Source organism: Pseudomonas sp. SWI36, assembly GCF_002948105.1.
GTDB lineage: Bacteria > Pseudomonadota > Gammaproteobacteria > Pseudomonadales > Pseudomonadaceae > Aquipseudomonas > Aquipseudomonas alloputida.
The window spans coordinates 2,598,493-2,614,858 of sequence record NZ_CP026675.1 but is presented as its reverse complement, the minus strand read 5'-3'; the positions used below and the strand labels follow the sequence as shown (position 1 = coordinate 2,614,858).

The 16,366-nt window shown below is 63.1% G+C and carries 14 protein-coding genes; 7 read left to right on the top strand and 7 right to left on the bottom strand.

The window, feature by feature from the left end; genetic code table 11:
* Window positions 1-76: 76 nt before the first annotated feature.
* Window positions 77-703 carry an isochorismate family cysteine hydrolase YcaC gene (gene ycaC / locus C4Q27_RS12590; RefSeq protein WP_003253573.1) on the bottom strand — a complete coding sequence of 209 codons (627 nt, stop codon included), beginning with the start codon at window positions 701-703 and terminating at the stop codon, window positions 77-79.
* Between the two features lie 73 nt (window positions 704-776).
* Entirely contained in the window at window positions 777-1,139 is a 363-nt protein-coding gene (locus tag C4Q27_RS12585; RefSeq protein WP_064491278.1) for an AraC family transcriptional regulator, read from the bottom strand.
* Window positions 1,140-1,319: 180 nt separating this feature from the next.
* Between C4Q27_RS12585 and C4Q27_RS12580 the strand changes: the two genes are divergently transcribed.
* The 3 genes from C4Q27_RS12580 (at window position 1,320) to C4Q27_RS12560 (ending at window position 5,275) form a co-directional block, all read left to right on the top strand.
* Complete coding sequence (locus C4Q27_RS12580; RefSeq protein ID WP_014592824.1) at window positions 1,320-2,306, top strand: GlxA family transcriptional regulator; 987 nt, start codon at window positions 1,320-1,322, stop codon at window positions 2,304-2,306.
* Between the two features lie 197 nt (window positions 2,307-2,503).
* Window positions 2,504-4,291 (top strand): monovalent cation:proton antiporter-2 (CPA2) family protein, encoded by a 1,788-nt coding sequence (locus tag C4Q27_RS12575; RefSeq protein WP_020192889.1) that lies wholly within the window; start codon window positions 2,504-2,506, stop codon window positions 4,289-4,291.
* Between the two features lie 690 nt (window positions 4,292-4,981).
* A complete protein-coding gene (locus tag C4Q27_RS12560) occupies window positions 4,982-5,275 on the top strand; it encodes a hypothetical protein (RefSeq protein ID WP_019437354.1) in 294 nt (97 codons plus the stop codon).
* Between the two features lie 176 nt (window positions 5,276-5,451).
* On the opposite strand, the gene ycaC (C4Q27_RS12555) is transcribed toward C4Q27_RS12560, so the two are convergent.
* Window positions 5,452-6,081 (bottom strand): isochorismate family cysteine hydrolase YcaC, encoded by a 630-nt coding sequence (ycaC, locus tag C4Q27_RS12555; RefSeq protein ID WP_010955763.1) that lies wholly within the window; start codon window positions 6,079-6,081, stop codon window positions 5,452-5,454.
* A gap of 229 nt (window positions 6,082-6,310) precedes the next feature.
* On the opposite strand from ycaC (C4Q27_RS12555), the gene C4Q27_RS12550 reads away from it, so the two are divergent.
* From C4Q27_RS12550 to C4Q27_RS12540, 3 genes are all read left to right on the top strand, one after another.
* Window positions 6,311-7,222 (top strand): LysR substrate-binding domain-containing protein, encoded by a 912-nt coding sequence (locus C4Q27_RS12550; protein WP_010955764.1) that lies wholly within the window; start codon window positions 6,311-6,313, stop codon window positions 7,220-7,222.
* A gap of 203 nt (window positions 7,223-7,425) precedes the next feature.
* On the top strand, window positions 7,426-8,688 hold the full coding sequence (locus tag C4Q27_RS12545) for an OprD family porin (protein WP_104886911.1): 1,263 nt from the start codon (window positions 7,426-7,428) through the stop codon (window positions 8,686-8,688).
* A gap of 1 nt (window position 8,689) precedes the next feature.
* Complete coding sequence (locus C4Q27_RS12540) at window positions 8,690-10,288, top strand: MFS transporter (protein ID WP_104886910.1); 1,599 nt, start codon at window positions 8,690-8,692, stop codon at window positions 10,286-10,288.
* Between the two features lie 177 nt (window positions 10,289-10,465).
* Here the strand turns inward: C4Q27_RS12540 and C4Q27_RS12535 are convergent, their stop codons facing one another.
* From C4Q27_RS12535 to ycaC (C4Q27_RS12520), 4 genes are all read right to left on the bottom strand, one after another.
* Window positions 10,466-12,307 carry an amidohydrolase gene (locus C4Q27_RS12535; protein WP_177410037.1) on the bottom strand — a complete coding sequence of 614 codons (1,842 nt, stop codon included), beginning with the start codon at window positions 12,305-12,307 and terminating at the stop codon, window positions 10,466-10,468.
* Window positions 12,308-12,647: 340 nt separating this feature from the next.
* On the bottom strand, window positions 12,648-13,466 hold the full coding sequence (locus C4Q27_RS12530) for an alpha/beta fold hydrolase (RefSeq protein WP_010955768.1): 819 nt from the start codon (window positions 13,464-13,466) through the stop codon (window positions 12,648-12,650).
* A 40-nt stretch (window positions 13,467-13,506) separates the two neighbouring features.
* On the bottom strand, window positions 13,507-13,815 hold the full coding sequence (locus tag C4Q27_RS12525; RefSeq protein WP_020193757.1) for a hypothetical protein: 309 nt from the start codon (window positions 13,813-13,815) through the stop codon (window positions 13,507-13,509).
* A gap of 117 nt (window positions 13,816-13,932) precedes the next feature.
* Complete coding sequence (gene ycaC / locus C4Q27_RS12520; RefSeq protein WP_003253552.1) at window positions 13,933-14,562, bottom strand: isochorismate family cysteine hydrolase YcaC; 630 nt, start codon at window positions 14,560-14,562, stop codon at window positions 13,933-13,935.
* Between the two features lie 320 nt (window positions 14,563-14,882).
* On the opposite strand from ycaC (C4Q27_RS12520), the gene C4Q27_RS12515 reads away from it, so the two are divergent.
* Window positions 14,883-16,310: a mechanosensitive ion channel family protein gene (locus C4Q27_RS12515; RefSeq protein ID WP_064491284.1), complete on the top strand. Its 1,428-nt coding sequence runs from the start codon at window positions 14,883-14,885 to the stop codon at window positions 16,308-16,310.
* Window positions 16,311-16,366: the final 56 nt, after the last annotated feature.

The following is a 16,366-nucleotide window of genomic DNA, read 5'->3' as shown; positions in this document are numbered from 1 at the left end:
GCGGGTAAACCCGCTCCTACGGTCGGCGCGGCTGTAGGAGCGGGTTTACCCGCGAAGAGGCCAGTACAGGTTTACATCAACGCGAGGCCAGCGCTGCGTAGCTGTTCATCAGGTTGCGGTAGTTGGGGATACGCTGCGACAGCAGGTTACCCAGCCCTTCGATGTCGTTGCGCCAGTCGCGGTGCAGTTCGCAGGCCACCGAGAACCAGTTCATCATCTGCGCACCCGCCTGGGTCATGCGCACCCAAGCCGCTTGCTGCACGGTTTCGTTGAAGGTGCCCGAGGCATCGGTCACCACGAACACTTCAAAGCCTTCCGCCAGCGCCGACAGGGTCGGGAAGGCGACGCACACATCGGTCACCACACCGGCGATGATCAGTTGCTTGCGGCCCGTGGCCTTGATTGCCTTGACGAAGTCTTCGTTGTCCCAGGCGTTGATCTGGCCCGGACGGGCAATGTACGGCGCATCCGGGAACATTTCTTTCAGCTCGGGCACCAGCGGGCCATTCGGGCCTTGCTCGAAGCTGGTGGTGAGGATGGTCGGCAGGCCAAAGAACTTGGCCAGGTCGCCCAAAGCCAGCACGTTGTTCTTGAATTCATTGGGCGAAAAATCCTGCACCAGCGAGATCAGGCCGGTCTGGTGGTCGACCAGCAGCACCACGGCGTCGTCTTTGTTCAGGCGCTTGTAATCGGGTTGGCTCATGGGGGTGACTCCTTGGGTTGGGATAACGGGCCGGCCCTGTCCGCAGGGGGTTATACCGGTGGATAGCTTTGGCTTAAGAAAGTGTCTGCGCCTGCCGCCAGGCCTTGGGTGGCTGGCCGACCAGGCGGCTGAAAGCACGGGTGAAATGGGCCTGGTCACAAAAGCCGCATTCCAGGCTCACGTGGGTGATAGGCGCCTCGGTGGCAAGCAAGCGCTTGGCCTTTTCCATGCGCGCCAGCAGGCGCCAGGCCTGCGGCGAAAAGCCGGTGTTGACTTTGAACGCGCGGGAAAAATGGCTGCGGGTAAGGTTGCATACCGCGGCGATCTCGATGATCGACAACGGGCTATGCAACATCAGCTCCTTGGCCCGGCGCAGCCGCGCGGGCGTGAGTGCGCCGGGGGTTTGCAGCGGCGCTTCGGGCGTCCCAGGGTACATGGCGACTCTCCTGTTCAATACGGAAAGTCTCGCCCCCGGCACATGACGAAGTCCTGAGCCAAACCTGAATTGTTGTTAATTGTGCGCTGCTGGCCCTGGGCGTTTTGCCGATACCTTAAGATGCGTTTCGTATTCAGCTTCTGGCCGCTACCCGCGGCCGGCATTCAAGGCGAAAGAGGTATGCAGGAAAAACCCGCCCACCGCACCGTGGCCATGGTGCTGTTCAATGATGTGCTACTGCTGGATGTCACCGGCCCCATGGATGCATTCGCCATCGCCAACCGGTTCTTGCCTGCAGCACGGCAATATCGGCTGCTGACCTTGGCCGAGGGGCAAGCAGTGGTACGCGGCTCATGCGGCCTGAAGGTAGTGGCCGACCGGCGCCTGGAAGACTTGCCGGAGGCCGTCGACCTGTTGCTGGTGCCGGGCGGCCCTGGGGCCTATGACATCGCCCTGCCAGGGATCGAGCGCTGGCTGCCCAAGGCCGTGCGCCAGGCGAAGCGCTTCGGTGCCATCTGCACCGGGGTGTTCCTGCTGGGGCGGGCCGGGTTACTCAATGGCTATCGCTGCACCACCCACTGGAATTACGTGGAGCGCCTGGCACAGGCGTTTCCCGAAGCCAAGGTGGAGACCGAGCAGATTTACGTGATGGACCGCTGCCTGATCACCTCGGGCGGTATCACTGCAGGGATCGACCTGGCACTGGCGGTGGTCGCCGAGGACCATGGCAAGGCGCTGGCCCTGGAAGTAGCCAAGGTACTGCTGGTAGCCCGCCACCGTCAGGGTGGGCAGACACCCTACGGGCCGCTGCTGGCTGCGGTACCACGCGATGACTCGCCGATTGCCCGGGTGCAGGCCTATATCGTCGACCACATCGAGCAGGCGTTCACCGTGCAGAAAATGGCCGAACTGGTGGCCATGAGCGGGCGTAACTTTGCCCGGACGTTTCTGCGCGAGGTGGGCATTACGCCGCTGCAGTACCTGCAGAATGCGCGCATCGATCGTGCGCGCAAGCTGCTCGAATGCGGTGACCTGCCGATGAAGGTGGTTGCGGCGCAGTGCGGGTTTGGCAGTGACCGACACATGCGCAAGGTATTCTTTGAGCGAATTGGCATGACGCCGGCGCAGTATCGGGCACAGTTTGGTGGCGGTGAACAGTCGGATTAGCGCTGCCTTCTTCGCGGGCGCGCCCCTCCCACAGAGATAGCACAGGCCTTGAGCCCAGGTAAGCGCCGGCACTGATTGTCACTCTGAAAAGGACAATGTTTCTTCCCGTCAGATGATTGTCTGACGCCACCCTACCCCTCAGAATTGTCCGTCAAACTGTTCGAACGCTGCCCCGGCAGCTCATGGAGTACGAGCCAATGCCACACGAAGGCAGCCTTCTGCAAACCGCGGTGATCTTCCTGCTTGCCGCCGTCCTCGCCGTCCCCCTGGCCAAGCGCCTGCAACTGGGTGCCGTGCTCGGCTACCTGCTCGCCGGTGTGGTCATCGGCCCGCAAGCACTTGGCCTGATCCGCGACACAGAAAGCGTGGCGCACATTTCCGAACTGGGCGTGGTCTTGCTGCTGTTCATCATCGGCCTGGAACTGTCGCCCAAACGCTTGTGGCTGATGCGCAAGTCGGTGTTTGGTGTCGGCACTGCCCAAGTGGTGCTGACCGGCGCAGTCATCGGCGCCATCGCCCTGTTCGGCTTCAGCCAGACGCTACCAGCCGCCATCGTGCTCGGTCTGGGCCTGGCGCTTTCGTCCACCGCCCTTGGCCTGCAGAGCCTGGCCGAGAGCAAGCAGCTCAATGCACCGCACGGCCGTCTGGCGTTCGCCATCCTGTTGTTCCAGGACATCGCCGCGATCCCGCTGATCGCCTTGGTACCGCTGCTGGCCGCCAGTGGCCCGGACACCAGCCAAGGCGACAGCCTGCAACACGGCCTGAAGGTATTCGCCAGCATCGCCGTGGTGATCATCGGCGGTCGCTACCTGTTGCGCCCAGTGTTCCGCACCGTGGCTCGCACCGGCCTGCCGGAAGTGTCTACTGCCACCGCACTGCTGGTGGTGATCGGCACCGCCTGGCTGATGGAAGAAGCGGGTATCTCCATGGCCCTTGGCGCTTTCCTCGCCGGCCTGCTGCTGGCCGACTCGGAATACCGTCACGAGCTGGAATCGCAGATCGAACCCTTCAAGGGCCTGCTGCTGGGGCTGTTCTTCATCAGCGTGGGCATGGGCGCCAACCTGCACCTGTTACTGGAAATGCCGCTGGTGGTGCTGGGCCTGACCCTGTTGCTGGTGGCCGTTAAGCTGCTGTTGCTGATAGGCGTCGGCCGCCTGGTCGGTGGCCTGAACAGCGCCAGCGCCCTGCGCCTGGGCATGGTATTGGCGGCCGGTGGCGAGTTCGCCTTCGTGGTGTTCAAGCTGGGCAAGGACCAAGGCCTGTTCGATACCCAGACCTACGACCTGCTGCTGATGACCATTACCCTGTCGATGGCCATCACCCCGCTGCTGATGCTGGGTTGCGCCCGCGTCCTCAAGCGCCCGCAGCCGGCGCGTGAAGTGCCCGAGCAGTACAAGCAGATCCAGACTGATACGCCGCGGGTGGTGATCGTCGGCATGGGCCGCATGGGCCAGATCGTCGCGCGCATCCTGCGGGCGCAGAAGATCCCGTTCATTGCCCTGGAAACCTCGGTGGACACCATCGAGATGACCCGCATGTTCGAACAGGTACCGGTGTTCTACGGCGACCCGCTGCGCCCGGAGGTGTTGCACGCCGCCAAGGTGGGTGAAGCGGAGTATTTCATCATCACCATTGATGACCCTGAAGCCGCCATTCATACCGCCGCACGGGTGAAGCGCCTGTACCCACACCTGAAGGTGCTGGCCCGGGCGCGCAACCGCCAGCATGTGCACAAACTGGCGGATGTGGGCGCCGAGCCGATTCGCGAGACGTTCTACTCCAGCCTGGAAATGACCCGCCGGGCACTGGTGGGGTTGGGCCTGAGCGATGAACAGGCGGCGGACCGCATTGCACGGTTTACCCAGCATGACGAAGAGGTGCTGGAGGCCCAGGGGCAAGTGCGTGATGACCGGGCCAAGGTGATGCAGACGGCCAAGGAGGCGCGGGTGGAGCTGGAGCGGTTGTTTGATTCGGATGCGGACTGAGGCCTTTTGGCGCATGCCTCGAGGGTTGTAGTGCCTGTGAGATCGAGCGCCGCCCGCGCGGCGCTTCGCGGGTAAACCCGCTCCTACGTCTGTTTCGGGCCAGTTATTCCTGTGGGACGCGCACACGAGCCCCCTGGCGCACGCCTCGATATCGCGTCGTACAAACAAGGCGGTCGCGCGCGCCTGGCACAGGAGGGACTGGCCCGAAACAGACGTAGGAGCGGGTTTACCCGCGAAGCGCCGCGCGGGCGGCGCTCGATCTCACGGGCGCCCAAAAACTATCGCCAGGCACCTGGAAGCCATCATGCAATTTCCTGACGATCACCTCGCCGCCATTACGCGAACTCACAAAAACCATCACAAATCGTCTAATTCTCAGCTGGGTCCTACTTCCCCGCGAACCATTTCCTACGTTCACGCCAATCCCAAGGAATTATCCTACACACCGTGTCGACGCCCGTCTGATTGTCCGGGGAAGGCCAGCTCTCTAGGCTGACCAGGTCGCTGTCGGTTCAGCGATCGGGTGTGGAAACCCGGCAGGTAATCGGAATGGCAGTTGTCATGGCAGCTGCGCGCGGGAGGCCGAATGGCCTGCCGGGGTTCCGATAGCCCGGCTTTCCACCCCGCGTGCAGCCGCCACCCTTCGCGTGGAAACGGATGGTGCCGGCCAACCTCTATCGGAGTTTGGCTATGAAAAAGATTGTCCCCGATCCACCCCTCCCCAACACCACACAACGCTCTTTCAGCCGCTGCGATGCCGGCCATCCCCCATTGTTCACCGTAAACCCAGGCGTTTCCGCCCACGATGCCCTGGTGCATGTCGCCCAATACCTGCGCGGTGCCTACGACTGTGGCTACAAAGCCTTGGAGCATCTGGATGACACAGGCAAGAGCCTGTTCTGGAGCAACCTGAACGCACTCGAAATGGCAGAAGGGTTGGTTGAGGCATTGCTGGATGGGATTGAGTCACAGCCCATGAACTGAGTCGCCTGCACCGGCCCTTTCGCGGGCATGCCCGCTCCCACAGGTACTGCACTGGCGTTGAATCTTGCGCGATCCCTGTGGGACCGGGCTTGCCCGCGAAGAGGCCGGTACAGCAAACAAAAAAGGCCGGCTCCCTATAGAGAGAGCCGGCCTTTGTGCGCGTTGCTGATGGTTGATTACTTACCCGCAGTCAGCGCGTTATAGCTGGTCATCAGGTTGCGATAATCCGGAATGTGGTTGGAGCAGAGTGCAGCCAGCCCTTCGACATCGTTGCGCCAGTCGCGGTGCAGCTCGCAGGCCACGCCGAACCAGGTCATCAGTTGGGCGCCCGCCTGGCTCATGCGGTCATGCGCGGCATCACGGGTCATTTCATTGAAGGTGCCGGAAGCATCGGTCACCACGAACACCTCAAATTCTTCCTCCAAGGCCGACAGCGCCGGGAACGCCACGCAAACCTCGGTCACAACACCTGCAATGATCAGCTGCTTCTTGCCGGTCGCCTTCACCGCCTTGACGAAATCCTCGTTGTCCCAGGCGTTGATCTGGCCAGGGCGGGCAATGTACGGCGCATCCGGGAACAGGGCTTTCAGTTCCGGCACCAGCGGGCCGTTGGGGCCTTGCTCGAAGCTGGTGGTGAGGATGGTCGGCAGGTTGAAGAACTTGGCCAGGTCAGCCAGCGCGAGCACGTTGTTCTTGAACTTGTCCGGCTCGATATCGCGCACCAGCGACAGCAGGCCAGCCTGGTGGTCAACCAGCAGTACGGCAGCGTCGTCTTTGTTCAGGCGGTTGTAGGTGAATTTGCTCATGGTCTGTGCTCCTAAGGGTTATGAATTTTTCAGCAATCCGGGGTGTTTCGCGTTGATGGGCACAGATTAAAATCATCACCTTTGCGGCGGTAGTTAGCAGAATCTGGCTTTAGCGTTCTGATTTATGAACGATGGATTTGTAGGGGGCTGTGCCGGCCTCTTCGCGGCTAAAGCCGCTCCTACAAGCGAAGAGGCCGGCACAGGCAACCAAATACCCGGAGACCGACCATTGGAAGACCTCAACTCCCTCTACTACTTCACCCAGGTCGTCGAACATGGCGGCTTCGCCCCGGCCGGGCGGGCGCTGGACATGCCCAAGTCGAAGCTCAGCCGGCGAATCGCCGACCTTGAAGACCGCCTGGGTGTGCGACTGTTGAACCGCACCAGCCGCCACTGCTCGCTGACCGAAATCGGCCAGGCCTATTACAACCGCTGCCTGGCCATGCGCGTGGAGGCCGAGGGCGCAGCGGAAATCATCGAGCGCAACCGCAGCGAACCGCGCGGCCTGGTGCGCATCAGTTGCCCGACCACCCTGCTCAACTCCTGGGTCGGGCCGATGCTGACCCGCTACATGCTCAAGTACCCGCAGGTGGAGCTGTTCATCGAAAGTACCAACCGCCGTGTCGACCTGTTGCACGAGGGCTTCGATATTGCTCTGCGGGTGCGCTTTCCGCCGCTGGAGAACACTGACATGGTGATGAAGGTGCTGAGCAACAGCACCCAGTGCCTGGTCGGCCAGCCTCAATACCTGGCGCAACTGCCCAAAGGGTTTGACCCACAGCTGCTGGGCACACTACCCAGCGTGCATTGGGGCAGTGCACAGCGCGAGTACCAGTGGGAACTGTTCCAGGGTGAGGACAACAGCCGCAGCATCGTCATCCCGCATACACCACGCATGGTGACTGATGACCTGTTTGCCTTGCGCCACTTCGTGGTAGCCGGAGTGGGGATTGCACACTTGCCGCGGGTGGCGGTGCGTGAGGACCTGGCGGCAGGACGCCTGGTTGAGCTGATTCCAGACTGGCACCCGCGTTGCGGCATCGTGCATGCGATCTTCCCATCGCGACGTGGGTTGCTGCCTTCGGTGCGAGCGCTGATCGATCATCTGGCTGAGGAGTTCGCCATCAGCGACATGGCTTGAGTGCCTGGCTGGCTGAGCCGGCCTCTTCGCGGGCATGCCCGCTCCCATAGGTATTGCACAAGGCTCGGGGCCAGTGGCAAACCCGTGGGAACGGGCGCACCCGCGAAAAGGCCTGCATAGGTAAACCGCTCCCCCAGCACACCCTTACAAGACCCCTGGCCTATCCTTGCTCCACACTCCCGGATCATCCCCCGGAGCCCCTCATGATCCGCGCCACACACGGACCAGGCCGCGCCCTGCTCGCCACCCTCGCCCTCTGGCCGGCGCTGAGCCACGCCGAAGCGCCCGGCTGGTCGCTGCTCAGCCGCAACTATTTCCTGCACAGTGACTTCCGCTCGCCCTCCGGCAGCGGCCAGAACTACCGCCAGGAATGGGCCCAAGGCTTCATCGGCGAGGTGCGTTCCGGTTTCACCGAAGGCACTGTCGGCGTCGGCATCGATGCCCATGGCTTTCTTGGCCTCAAGCTCGACGGCGGCCGCGGCCATAGCGGCACCGGCCTGCAGCCACGCGACAGCGACAGCCGCGCCGAGCCCGAGTACTCCAGTGCCGGTGCCGCGCTCAAAATGCAGTTAGGCAACACCCAACTGCGCTATGGCGAGATGATGGTGGAAACCCCGGTATTCGACACCGGTGACAAACGCCTGCACCCGGAATACGCCACCGGCTGGTGGGTGGAAAACACCGACCAGCCCGACTGGCGCGTGCAGGCCGGGCGTTTCACTGCCTTCAACAACCAGGACAACAGCTCCACCCACGACGACTTCAGTGGCTACGGCGCGACCACCCAAAACCGGGCCATCAGCCTGGCCGGTGCCACCTTCGCACCCAACGGGCCGTTCGGCGCCGCACTGTATGTCGGGCAACTGGAAAACACCTGGCGCCAGGCCTACCTCAACCTGAACCTGGCCCAAGGCAACTGGCGCCTGGACGGCAACCTGTACAAAACCCGCGACACCGGCAACGCCAGCGCCGGGGCGATCGACACCCTCGCCTATAGCCTGCTGGCCAAGTACAGCTTCGGCGCCCAGGCGCTGAGCGTGGCCTACCAGAAGGTCGAGGGCGACACCCCGTTCGACTTCGTCGGCGGCGACTCCATCTATCTGGCCAACGCGATCAAGTACGCCGACTTCAACGGCCCTGGCGAGCACTCGTGGCAACTGCGCTATGACCTGAATTTCGCCACCCTCGGCGCACCTGGCCTGAGCCTGATGGGCCGCTATGTCAGCGGCCGCGGCATCGACGGCAGCCATGCGCCTGCGGGCGGCGCCTATGTGAACCAGTACGGCGACGGCGGCAAGCACTGGGAACGCGACATCGACCTGAAATACGTGGTGCAGTCGGGGGCTGCCAGGGACCTGAGCCTGTCGCTCTCCCACGTCAGCCACCGCGCCAACCAGGCCCAGGCGGGCGATGATATCGACCGCATCTACCTGATCATCGAATACCCACTCAAAGGCAGCTTCTGACATGAGCACATCACCTTCAGGTGCCTGGAGCCCGTTGCGTAACACCACCTTCCGCATGCTGTGGATCGCCACCATCGCCTCCAACATCGGCACCTGGATGCACGAGGTGGGCGCCGGCTGGCTGATGACCACGCTGTCGGCCAGCCCGCTGCACGTGGCGTTGATCCAGGTAGCCGGCTCGTTGCCGATGTTCTTCCTGGCCCTGCCGGCGGGCGCAGCGGCGGACATCGTCGACAAACGCCGCTACCTGTTGCTGGTGCAGCTGTGGATGTCTTGCGTAGCGGTCGTGCTGGCGGCCCTGACCCTGCTCGGGATGATGAACGTCACCTTGCTGCTGGTGCTGACCCTGGCACTGGGCATTGGTACAGCGCTGATGATGCCGGCGTGGAGCGCACTGACACCGGAACTGGTGGGCAAGGAGGACCTGGCCAACGCGGTGGCGCTCTCCAGTGTCGGCATCAACGTGTCACGGGCCATCGGCCCGGCACTGGCGGGGGTGGTGGTGAGCATGGTCGGCCCGTGGCTGACCTTTGCCCTGAATGCCATCTCGTTCGCGGGTGTGATCCTGGTGTTGTTCCTGTGGAAGCGCGAGGTGAAGGAACCACTGCTGCCCGCCGAACGCTTCGTTGGCGCCATGCGCACCGGGTTGCGCTTTGCCCGCAGTGCCAAGCCTTTGCAGGCCGTGATGCTACGCGCGTTGGCGTTCTTTTTCTGCGCCAGCGCCGGCACTTCGCTGCTGCCACTGATCGTGCGTGGCGAGATGCACGGCACTGCAGCGGACTTCGGCCTGCTGCTAGCGGCCATCGGTATTGGCGCAGTGGCGGGTGCCACCTTGCTGCCGCGCCTGCGTGAGCACATCAGCCGTGACCGCCTGGTGTTACTGGCCAGCCTGCTGTATGCCCTGTTCCTGCTGGCCCTGGCGTTGGTGCGCAACTTCTATGCGCTGCTGCCAGCGATGCTGCTCAGCGGCGCGGCGTGGATCGCGGTGCTGTCCAACCTGCAAGTGGCTGCGCAGACTTCGGTGCCAGCCTGGGTAAGGGCGCGGGCTTTGTCGGTATACATTCTGATTTTCTTCGGCGCCATGGCCTGTGGTGGCCTGCTGTGGGGCACGCTGGCCAGCCATGCAACGCTCACCTTCAGCCTGCTGGTGGCCGCAGGCGGCCTGGCGCTGGGTACCTTGCTGACCTGCAAGGTGGCGCTGCCGGAAACCGAAGCAGAGGAGCTGACGCCGTCGCTGCATTGGCCGGTGCCGGTGTTGAGCGATGACATGGACAAGGACGCCGGACCGGTGATGGTCACCATCGAGTACCACATCGCCCCCACCAAGGCCGAGGCCTTCCAGCAGGCGGCGCGGGAGCTGGAAGCGATGCGCAAGCGCAATGGCGCATTGTCGTGGGGGTTGATGCGGGACAGTGCTGATCCGGCGTTGTGGCTGGAGTTCTTCTTCGAGGAATCGTGGCTGGAGCATCTGCGGCATCACCACCGGGTGACCCGTGGTGAACTGAAGATCGAGGCGCGGGTCAGGATGCTGCAGACCGATGGGGTTGAGGTGCGGATTCGGCATCTATTGGCTGGTGGGGAGCATAAGGCACACCATTGATGCCGGCCCTTACGGCCCATTCGCGGGTGAACCCGCTCCTACACATGATCTGCGGTAGACACACACCGGACGTTGGAAACAGGCCGTTGTAGGAGCGGGTTTACCCGCGAAAGGGCCGGCACTGAAAACACAAAAAAGGGGCCAGTTATTGGCCCCCGTTCTTCACATCAGCTCACCTCAGAAGGCGAAGCACGAACAGCCCAGCGCCCCCCAGAAGCCCTGGAAATCATTGACCGGGACACTCGATTTGCGCGCCTTGTCATGGCTGTGTGCATGCACCCCGCACGGCCCCGAGCACTGGTGCACGGTGGCTGCCAACGATGGCGTACCGACGCGCCAGTGCCCCGGCACCTTGGTCACCGGCGACCACTCGGGCAGCACCGGCACCTGCGGCGGGCCAAGCTTGTCGAACTCGCCAGCACCGTACACCACCTTGCCATCAACGATGGTCAACACTGATTCGATACCCTTGATCGCTTCCTCATCGACACTGAAGAAGTCCAGCGACAATGCTGCCAGGTCAGCCAGCTGGCCCACCTTGATCTGGCCTTTCTTGCCTTGCTCACTGGAGAACCAGGCGCTGCCCTGGGTGAACAGTTGCAGCGCGGTGTCACGGCTCAGGCCTTCCGGGTACAGCTCCATGCCACCGACCGTCTTGCCGCTGACCAGCCAGTACAGTGAGGTCCATGGGTTGTAGCTGGACACCCGAGTGGCATCGGTACCCGCGCCCACCGGCACGCCCATCTCGAGCATGCGTTTGATCGGCGGGGTCTGCTCGGCGGCCTTGGCGCCGTAGCGGTCGACGAAGTACTCACCCTGGAAGGCCATGCGGTCCTGGATGGCAATACCACCGCCCAGCGCACGCACACGCTCGATGTTCTGCGGGGTGATGGTTTCAGCGTGGTCGAAGAACCAGGGCAGGCCGTTGAATGGAATGTCGCGGTTGACCTTCTCGAACACGTCGAGCATGCGCGTGATCGATTCGTTGTAGGTGGCGTGCAGGCGGAATGGCCAGCGCTGCTCGACCAGGTGGCGCACCACCGGCTCCAGTTCCTCTTCCATGGTCTGCGGCAGGTCCGGGCGCGGCTCGAGGAAGTCCTCGAAGTCGGCGGCAGAGAACACCAGCATTTCGCCAGCGCCGTTGTGGCGCAAGAAGTCGGTACCGCTGTGCAGCTTGACGCTGGAGGTCCACTTCTTGAAGTCGTCCAGTTCTTCCTTGGGCTTCTGGGTGAACAGGTTGTAGGCGATGCGTACGGTCAGCTGATCGTTGTCGGCCAGCTCCTGGATCACCGAGTAGTCATCGGGGAAGTTCTGGTAGCCGCCACCGGCGTCGATGGCGCTGGTCAGGCCCAGCCGGTTGAGCTCACGCATGAACTGGCGAGTGGAGTTGACCTGATACTCCAGCGGCAGCTTAGGCCCCTTGGCCAGCGTGGCGTAAAGGATCATCGCGTTGGGGCGGGCGATCAGCATGCCGGTCGGGTTGCCGAACTTGTCACGCTGGATTTCGCCACCTGGCGGGTTCGGGGTGCTCTTGTCGTAGCCGACGGCCTTGAGCGCAGCGCGGTTGAGCAGCGCGCGGTCATACAGGTGCAACAGGAACACCGGGGTGTCGGGCGCAGCCTGGTTGATTTCTTCCAGGGTGGGCATGCGCTTTTCGGCGAACTGGAACTCGTTCCAGCCACCGACCACGCGCACCCACTGCGGGGTAGGCGTGCGTGCAGCCTGGTCCTTGAGCATGCGCAGGGCATCGGCGACTGACGGCACCCCTTCCCAACGCAGCTCGAGGTTGTAGTTAAGACCGCCACGGATCAGGTGCAGGTGCGAGTCATTGAGGCCCGGGATCACCGTGCGCTGCTTGAGGTCGATGATTTGCGTGGCGGCGCCCTTGTGGGCCATGGCCTCGGCGTCGCTACCCACGGCGATGAAGCGGCCGTCCTTGATGGCGACGGCGGTCGCGGTGGGCTTTTCGCGGTCAACGGTGTGCAGTTTGCCGTTGAACAGAATCAGGTCGGCGGTCATGGAACCTCCTTGCGTGGATGCGTGAGCGGAACCGGCTTGGCCGGTAAAAGGCAATGCGGACCAGAGCGCGCCAGCGGCACCGAGCACAGTGCTGGTGGCGAGGAACTGGCGACGGGTCTTGTCGTTGCGATCCTGGGACATGGGCTTCTCCGACTAGGGGCCGGCAGGGGGACTGCGAAGCATGCCGGTTGATGCAAGGCCTGGGCTTGAATGGATGTGCGGTGGGTTGAAGAAGGTTAGCCCTGGTCAAGCTTTTTGCTGCCTGGGCCGGCCTCTTCGCGGGTAAACCCGCTCCTACAACGTCTGTAGGGGCGGGTTTACCCGCGAATGTTTCCCACAATTACCGCTGAAGGAACGCCAGCAAGTCCTCATTCAGCTGCTGCGCATGGGTCACCGCAAACCCGTGCGGCGCCCCGGCATACACCTTCAGCTCGGCACCGCGAATCAGCTCCGCCGCCTGCTTGCCAGTGGTCTCGAACGGCACGATCTGGTCGTCATCGCCATGGATCACCAACGTCGGCACATCGACCTTGGCCATGTCGGGACGGAAATCGGTCTCCGAGAAGGCCGTCACACAATCCAGGGTGCCTTTGATGGACGCCATCAGCGCAATGTTCAGGGTCTGCGTCTGCACACCCTGGGACACCTGCTGCCCATGGTTCAGGCCGTAGAACGGCGTGGCGAAATCGGCGATGAACTGCGCGCGGTCAGCACGCAGGCCGGCCCGGATGCCCTCGAACACCGACAGGTCGACACCGTCAGGATTATCGTCACGCTTGCCGAACACTGGCGTCACCGCGCCCAGCAACACCAGCCCGGCCACCCGCTCGCTGCCGTGGCGGGCGATGTAGCGGCTGACATCACCGCCCCCCATCGAGAAGCCCACCAGGGTGACATCGCGCAGGTCGAGGTGCTCGATCAGCTGGGCAATGTCATCGGCGAAGGTGTCGTAGTCGTAACCGTTCCACGGCTGGCTCGAGCGGCCGAAACCCCGGCGGTCGAAGGCGATGGCGCGGTAACCGCGGCTGGCCAGGAACTCCATCTGCGAATCCCACATGTCGGCATCCAGCGGCCAGCCGTGGCTGAACAGCACGGGCTTGCCGCTGCCCCAGTCCTTGAAATAGATCGAAGTGCCATCGCGGGTAACGAACGTGCTCATAGCGGTATCTCCTTGAAAGTGTCGAGATGAAGGCGTCGGCTCAGCCGCGCAGCCAGTTGGCGCAGCGGCGGGTTACCCAAGGCATGATGTAGAACACCACGGGCAGGATGACGAACAGGTTGACGATCAGGTTGCCGGTAATCACGCCGCCCAGCTGCGGGAAGCGCGCAAACAGCGGCGCCAGCAGTTGCGGGATGACCATGGTCATCGGGCAGATCACCAGGTAGGTCAGCAGTGCCTGCTTCCAGCGCGGCGGTTGCGCTGCCGGGGTGCCCGGCGAGCCATCAAGCACCTTGTGTTGCAGGCATACGGTCACCACTTCGCGGTTGTCATGGAGTGCGGTGTTCATCGGCGTTCCTTGGGATGAGCTTGCCCGCATCCACTGTGCAACGGCGGACGGGCGCTGGATTGGATAGGTGTGCTGCCCTGGGCGGGCACCGATTGGCGGTGCCCGCGGCGATTGGGCTTACTTGTTGGCGTTGAAGGCGTTGTAGCTGGTCATCAGGTTGCGGTAATCCGGGATGTGGTTGGAGCACAGTGCGGCCAGGCCTTCGATGTCGTTGCGCCAGTCGCGGTGCAGCTCGCAGGCCACGCCGAACCAGGTCATCAATTGCGCACCCGCCTGGCTCATGCGGTCGTGGGCGGCGTCGCGGGTCATGGCGTTGAAGGTACCGGAGGCATCAGTGACCACGAACACGTCGAACTCTTCTTCCAAGGCCGACAGGGCCGGGAAAGCTACGCACACTTCAGTCACAACGCCGGCGATGATCAGTTGCTTCTTGCCAGTGGCCTTCACGGCCTTGACGAAGTCTTCGTTGTCCCAGGCGTTGATCTGGCCAGGGCGGGCAATGTACGGGGCGTCCGGGAACAGGGCTTTCAGCTCTGGCACCAGTGGGCCGTTGGGGCCTTGCTCGAAGCTGGTGGTAAGAATGGTCGGCAGGTTGAAGAACTTGGCCAGGTCGGCCAGGGCCAGCACGTTGTTCTTGAACGCGTCCGGCTCGATGTCGCGCACCAGGGACAGCAGGCCCGCCTGGTGGTCGACCAGCAGTACAGCGGCGTCGTCTTTGTTCAGGCGGTTGTATTTGAAGTGGGTCATGGGGGTAGCTCCTAAGGGTTTTGATGTTCAGTAAGTTGGGTGTTTCGCGTTGATGGGAGAAGATTAAAACCACCACCTTTGGAGCGGTAGATAGCGGTTTTTGCCTTTAGCGTTCTGTTTGAGGAACGATAGATTGGCGTTGGTTTTGCTGGCGTCTTCGCGGGCTCGCCCGCTCCCACAGGGATCGCACAAGATTCAAAACCAGCGCTTTACCTGTGGGAACGGGCAAGTCGCGAAGGGGCCAGCACAGGCTTGCATTGCCTGCCCGGCAAACCTGCTCTATTACTACCCACAGCCCTCCCCTCACCCCCGAGATCACCATGCTGGCGTTCATCCAGTCGTCCCCGTTGTTGCTCGGTTGCGCCCTGATCCTGCTCGACCTCGTGCTTTGGCAACTGATCCCCATTCAGCGTCATGCCTGGCGCATCAGCGCGCGTCTGGTGATCTTCCTGCTGTTCAGCGCGGTGCTGATGGCCGCCGGCATGAGCCCGCTGCAACCACCGCCGTGGCCCGACGATCTTTCGCGCAACCTGATGGCCACGGTATTGGCCATCGGCTGGTGGCTGTTCGGTGCGCGCACGGTGACCGTGGTGTTCGGCCTGTTGCTGGTGGCCCGTGGCAGCCATGGCGGGCGCTTGCTGCAGGATGTGCTGGGGGCGTTGATCTTCCTCGCCGCCGTGGTCGCGGCCGCAGGCTATGTGCTGCAACTGCCGGTGAAGGGCCTGCTGGCCACCTCCGGGGTAATGGCCATCGTCATCGGCCTGGCGCTGCAGAGCACACTGGCTGACGTCTTCAGCGGCATCGTGCTGAACACCACGCGGCCCTATCAGATTGGCGACTCAATCTCCATCGACGGTACCGAAGGCAAGGTCCTGGATATCGACTGGCGCGCCACGCGCCTGCTGACCGGTACCGGCAGCCTGGCGGTGATCCCCAACTCGGTAGCGGCCAAGGCGCGGCTGCTCAACCACAGTCGCCCGGCCGATGTGCACGGGGTATCGATCAGCGTGGTGGTCCCGGCCAAGGTGCGGCCAAAGCGTGTGTTCGATGCGCTGGAAAAAGCCTTGCAGGGCGTCAGTGCCATCCTTGCGACCCCGAAGCCGAAGGTGACGGTAAAGGCCTCGACTCTGGAGTCGGTGGAGTACGAGGCCAGCGGCTTCGTGGCCGATGCGGGCGCCAAGGGCGATGCACGTAACCAGCTGTTCGACCTGGCGCACCGGCACCTGGAAGCCAGCGGGGTGATGTGGAACGTCGACCTGGCCGTGCCGCCGCGCAGCCGCCAGCGCGAGGTGCTGGATGAGGTGCGAGTGTTCCGCTCGCTGAGTGACGAAGAGCGCGATGCGTTGAGCCAGCGCATGACTGCAGTCGAGTACCTGGCGGACCAGGTGATCCTGGGGGTGGGCGAGCATTCCGATCATCTGCTGGTGATTGGCAGCGGTGTGGTGTCGGCATCCGTGCGCGATGGAGACAAGCGGCTGGAGGCCGGACGCATGGGGCCGGGAGAGGTACTTGGGATCGAGGGGATCATCGACGACGAAGACTCGCTGGCCGAATTCCGCACGCTGACCAGTTGCGTGCTGTACCGGATCGACAAGGAACAGGTGAAGAGTTGTTTGCAGCAACGTGGCGAAGTGCAGACGGCGTTGAGCAAATTGCAGCGGTTCCGGCGGCAGAGCCGGGAGTCGTTGTTGTTGCAGAAGCCGGCCCTGATCAAGAAAGGTGGCTTCCTGAGTTGGTTGCACAAGTGAGACTGTGCCGGCCTCTTCGCGGGTAAACCCGCTCCTACAAGTTGTTCACCGCCTGA

Coding starts and splice junctions, on each gene's coding strand:
- C4Q27_RS12545 (WP_104886911.1), top strand. CDS start 7,426: ATGATCCGCGCCACACACGGACCAGGCCGCGCCCTGCTCGCCACCCTC.
- C4Q27_RS12580 (WP_014592824.1), top strand. CDS start 1,320: ATGCAGGAAAAACCCGCCCACCGCACCGTGGCCATGGTGCTGTTCAAT.
- ycaC (WP_010955763.1), bottom strand. CDS start 6,081: ATGAGCAAATTCACCTACAACCGCCTGAACAAAGACGACGCTGCCGTA.
- C4Q27_RS12515 (WP_064491284.1), top strand. CDS start 14,883: ATGCTGGCGTTCATCCAGTCGTCCCCGTTGTTGCTCGGTTGCGCCCTG.
- C4Q27_RS12560 (WP_019437354.1), top strand. CDS start 4,982: ATGAAAAAGATTGTCCCCGATCCACCCCTCCCCAACACCACACAACGC.
- C4Q27_RS12535 (WP_177410037.1), bottom strand. CDS start 12,307: ATGACCGCCGACCTGATTCTGTTCAACGGCAAACTGCACACCGTTGAC.
- ycaC (WP_003253573.1), bottom strand. CDS start 703: ATGAGCCAACCCGATTACAAGCGCCTGAACAAAGACGACGCCGTGGTG.
- C4Q27_RS12540 (WP_104886910.1), top strand. CDS start 8,690: ATGAGCACATCACCTTCAGGTGCCTGGAGCCCGTTGCGTAACACCACC.
- C4Q27_RS12585 (WP_064491278.1), bottom strand. CDS start 1,139: ATGTACCCTGGGACGCCCGAAGCGCCGCTGCAAACCCCCGGCGCACTC.
- C4Q27_RS12530 (WP_010955768.1), bottom strand. CDS start 13,466: ATGAGCACGTTCGTTACCCGCGATGGCACTTCGATCTATTTCAAGGAC.
- C4Q27_RS12575 (WP_020192889.1), top strand. CDS start 2,504: ATGCCACACGAAGGCAGCCTTCTGCAAACCGCGGTGATCTTCCTGCTT.
- C4Q27_RS12525 (WP_020193757.1), bottom strand. CDS start 13,815: ATGAACACCGCACTCCATGACAACCGCGAAGTGGTGACCGTATGCCTG.
- ycaC (WP_003253552.1), bottom strand. CDS start 14,562: ATGACCCACTTCAAATACAACCGCCTGAACAAAGACGACGCCGCTGTA.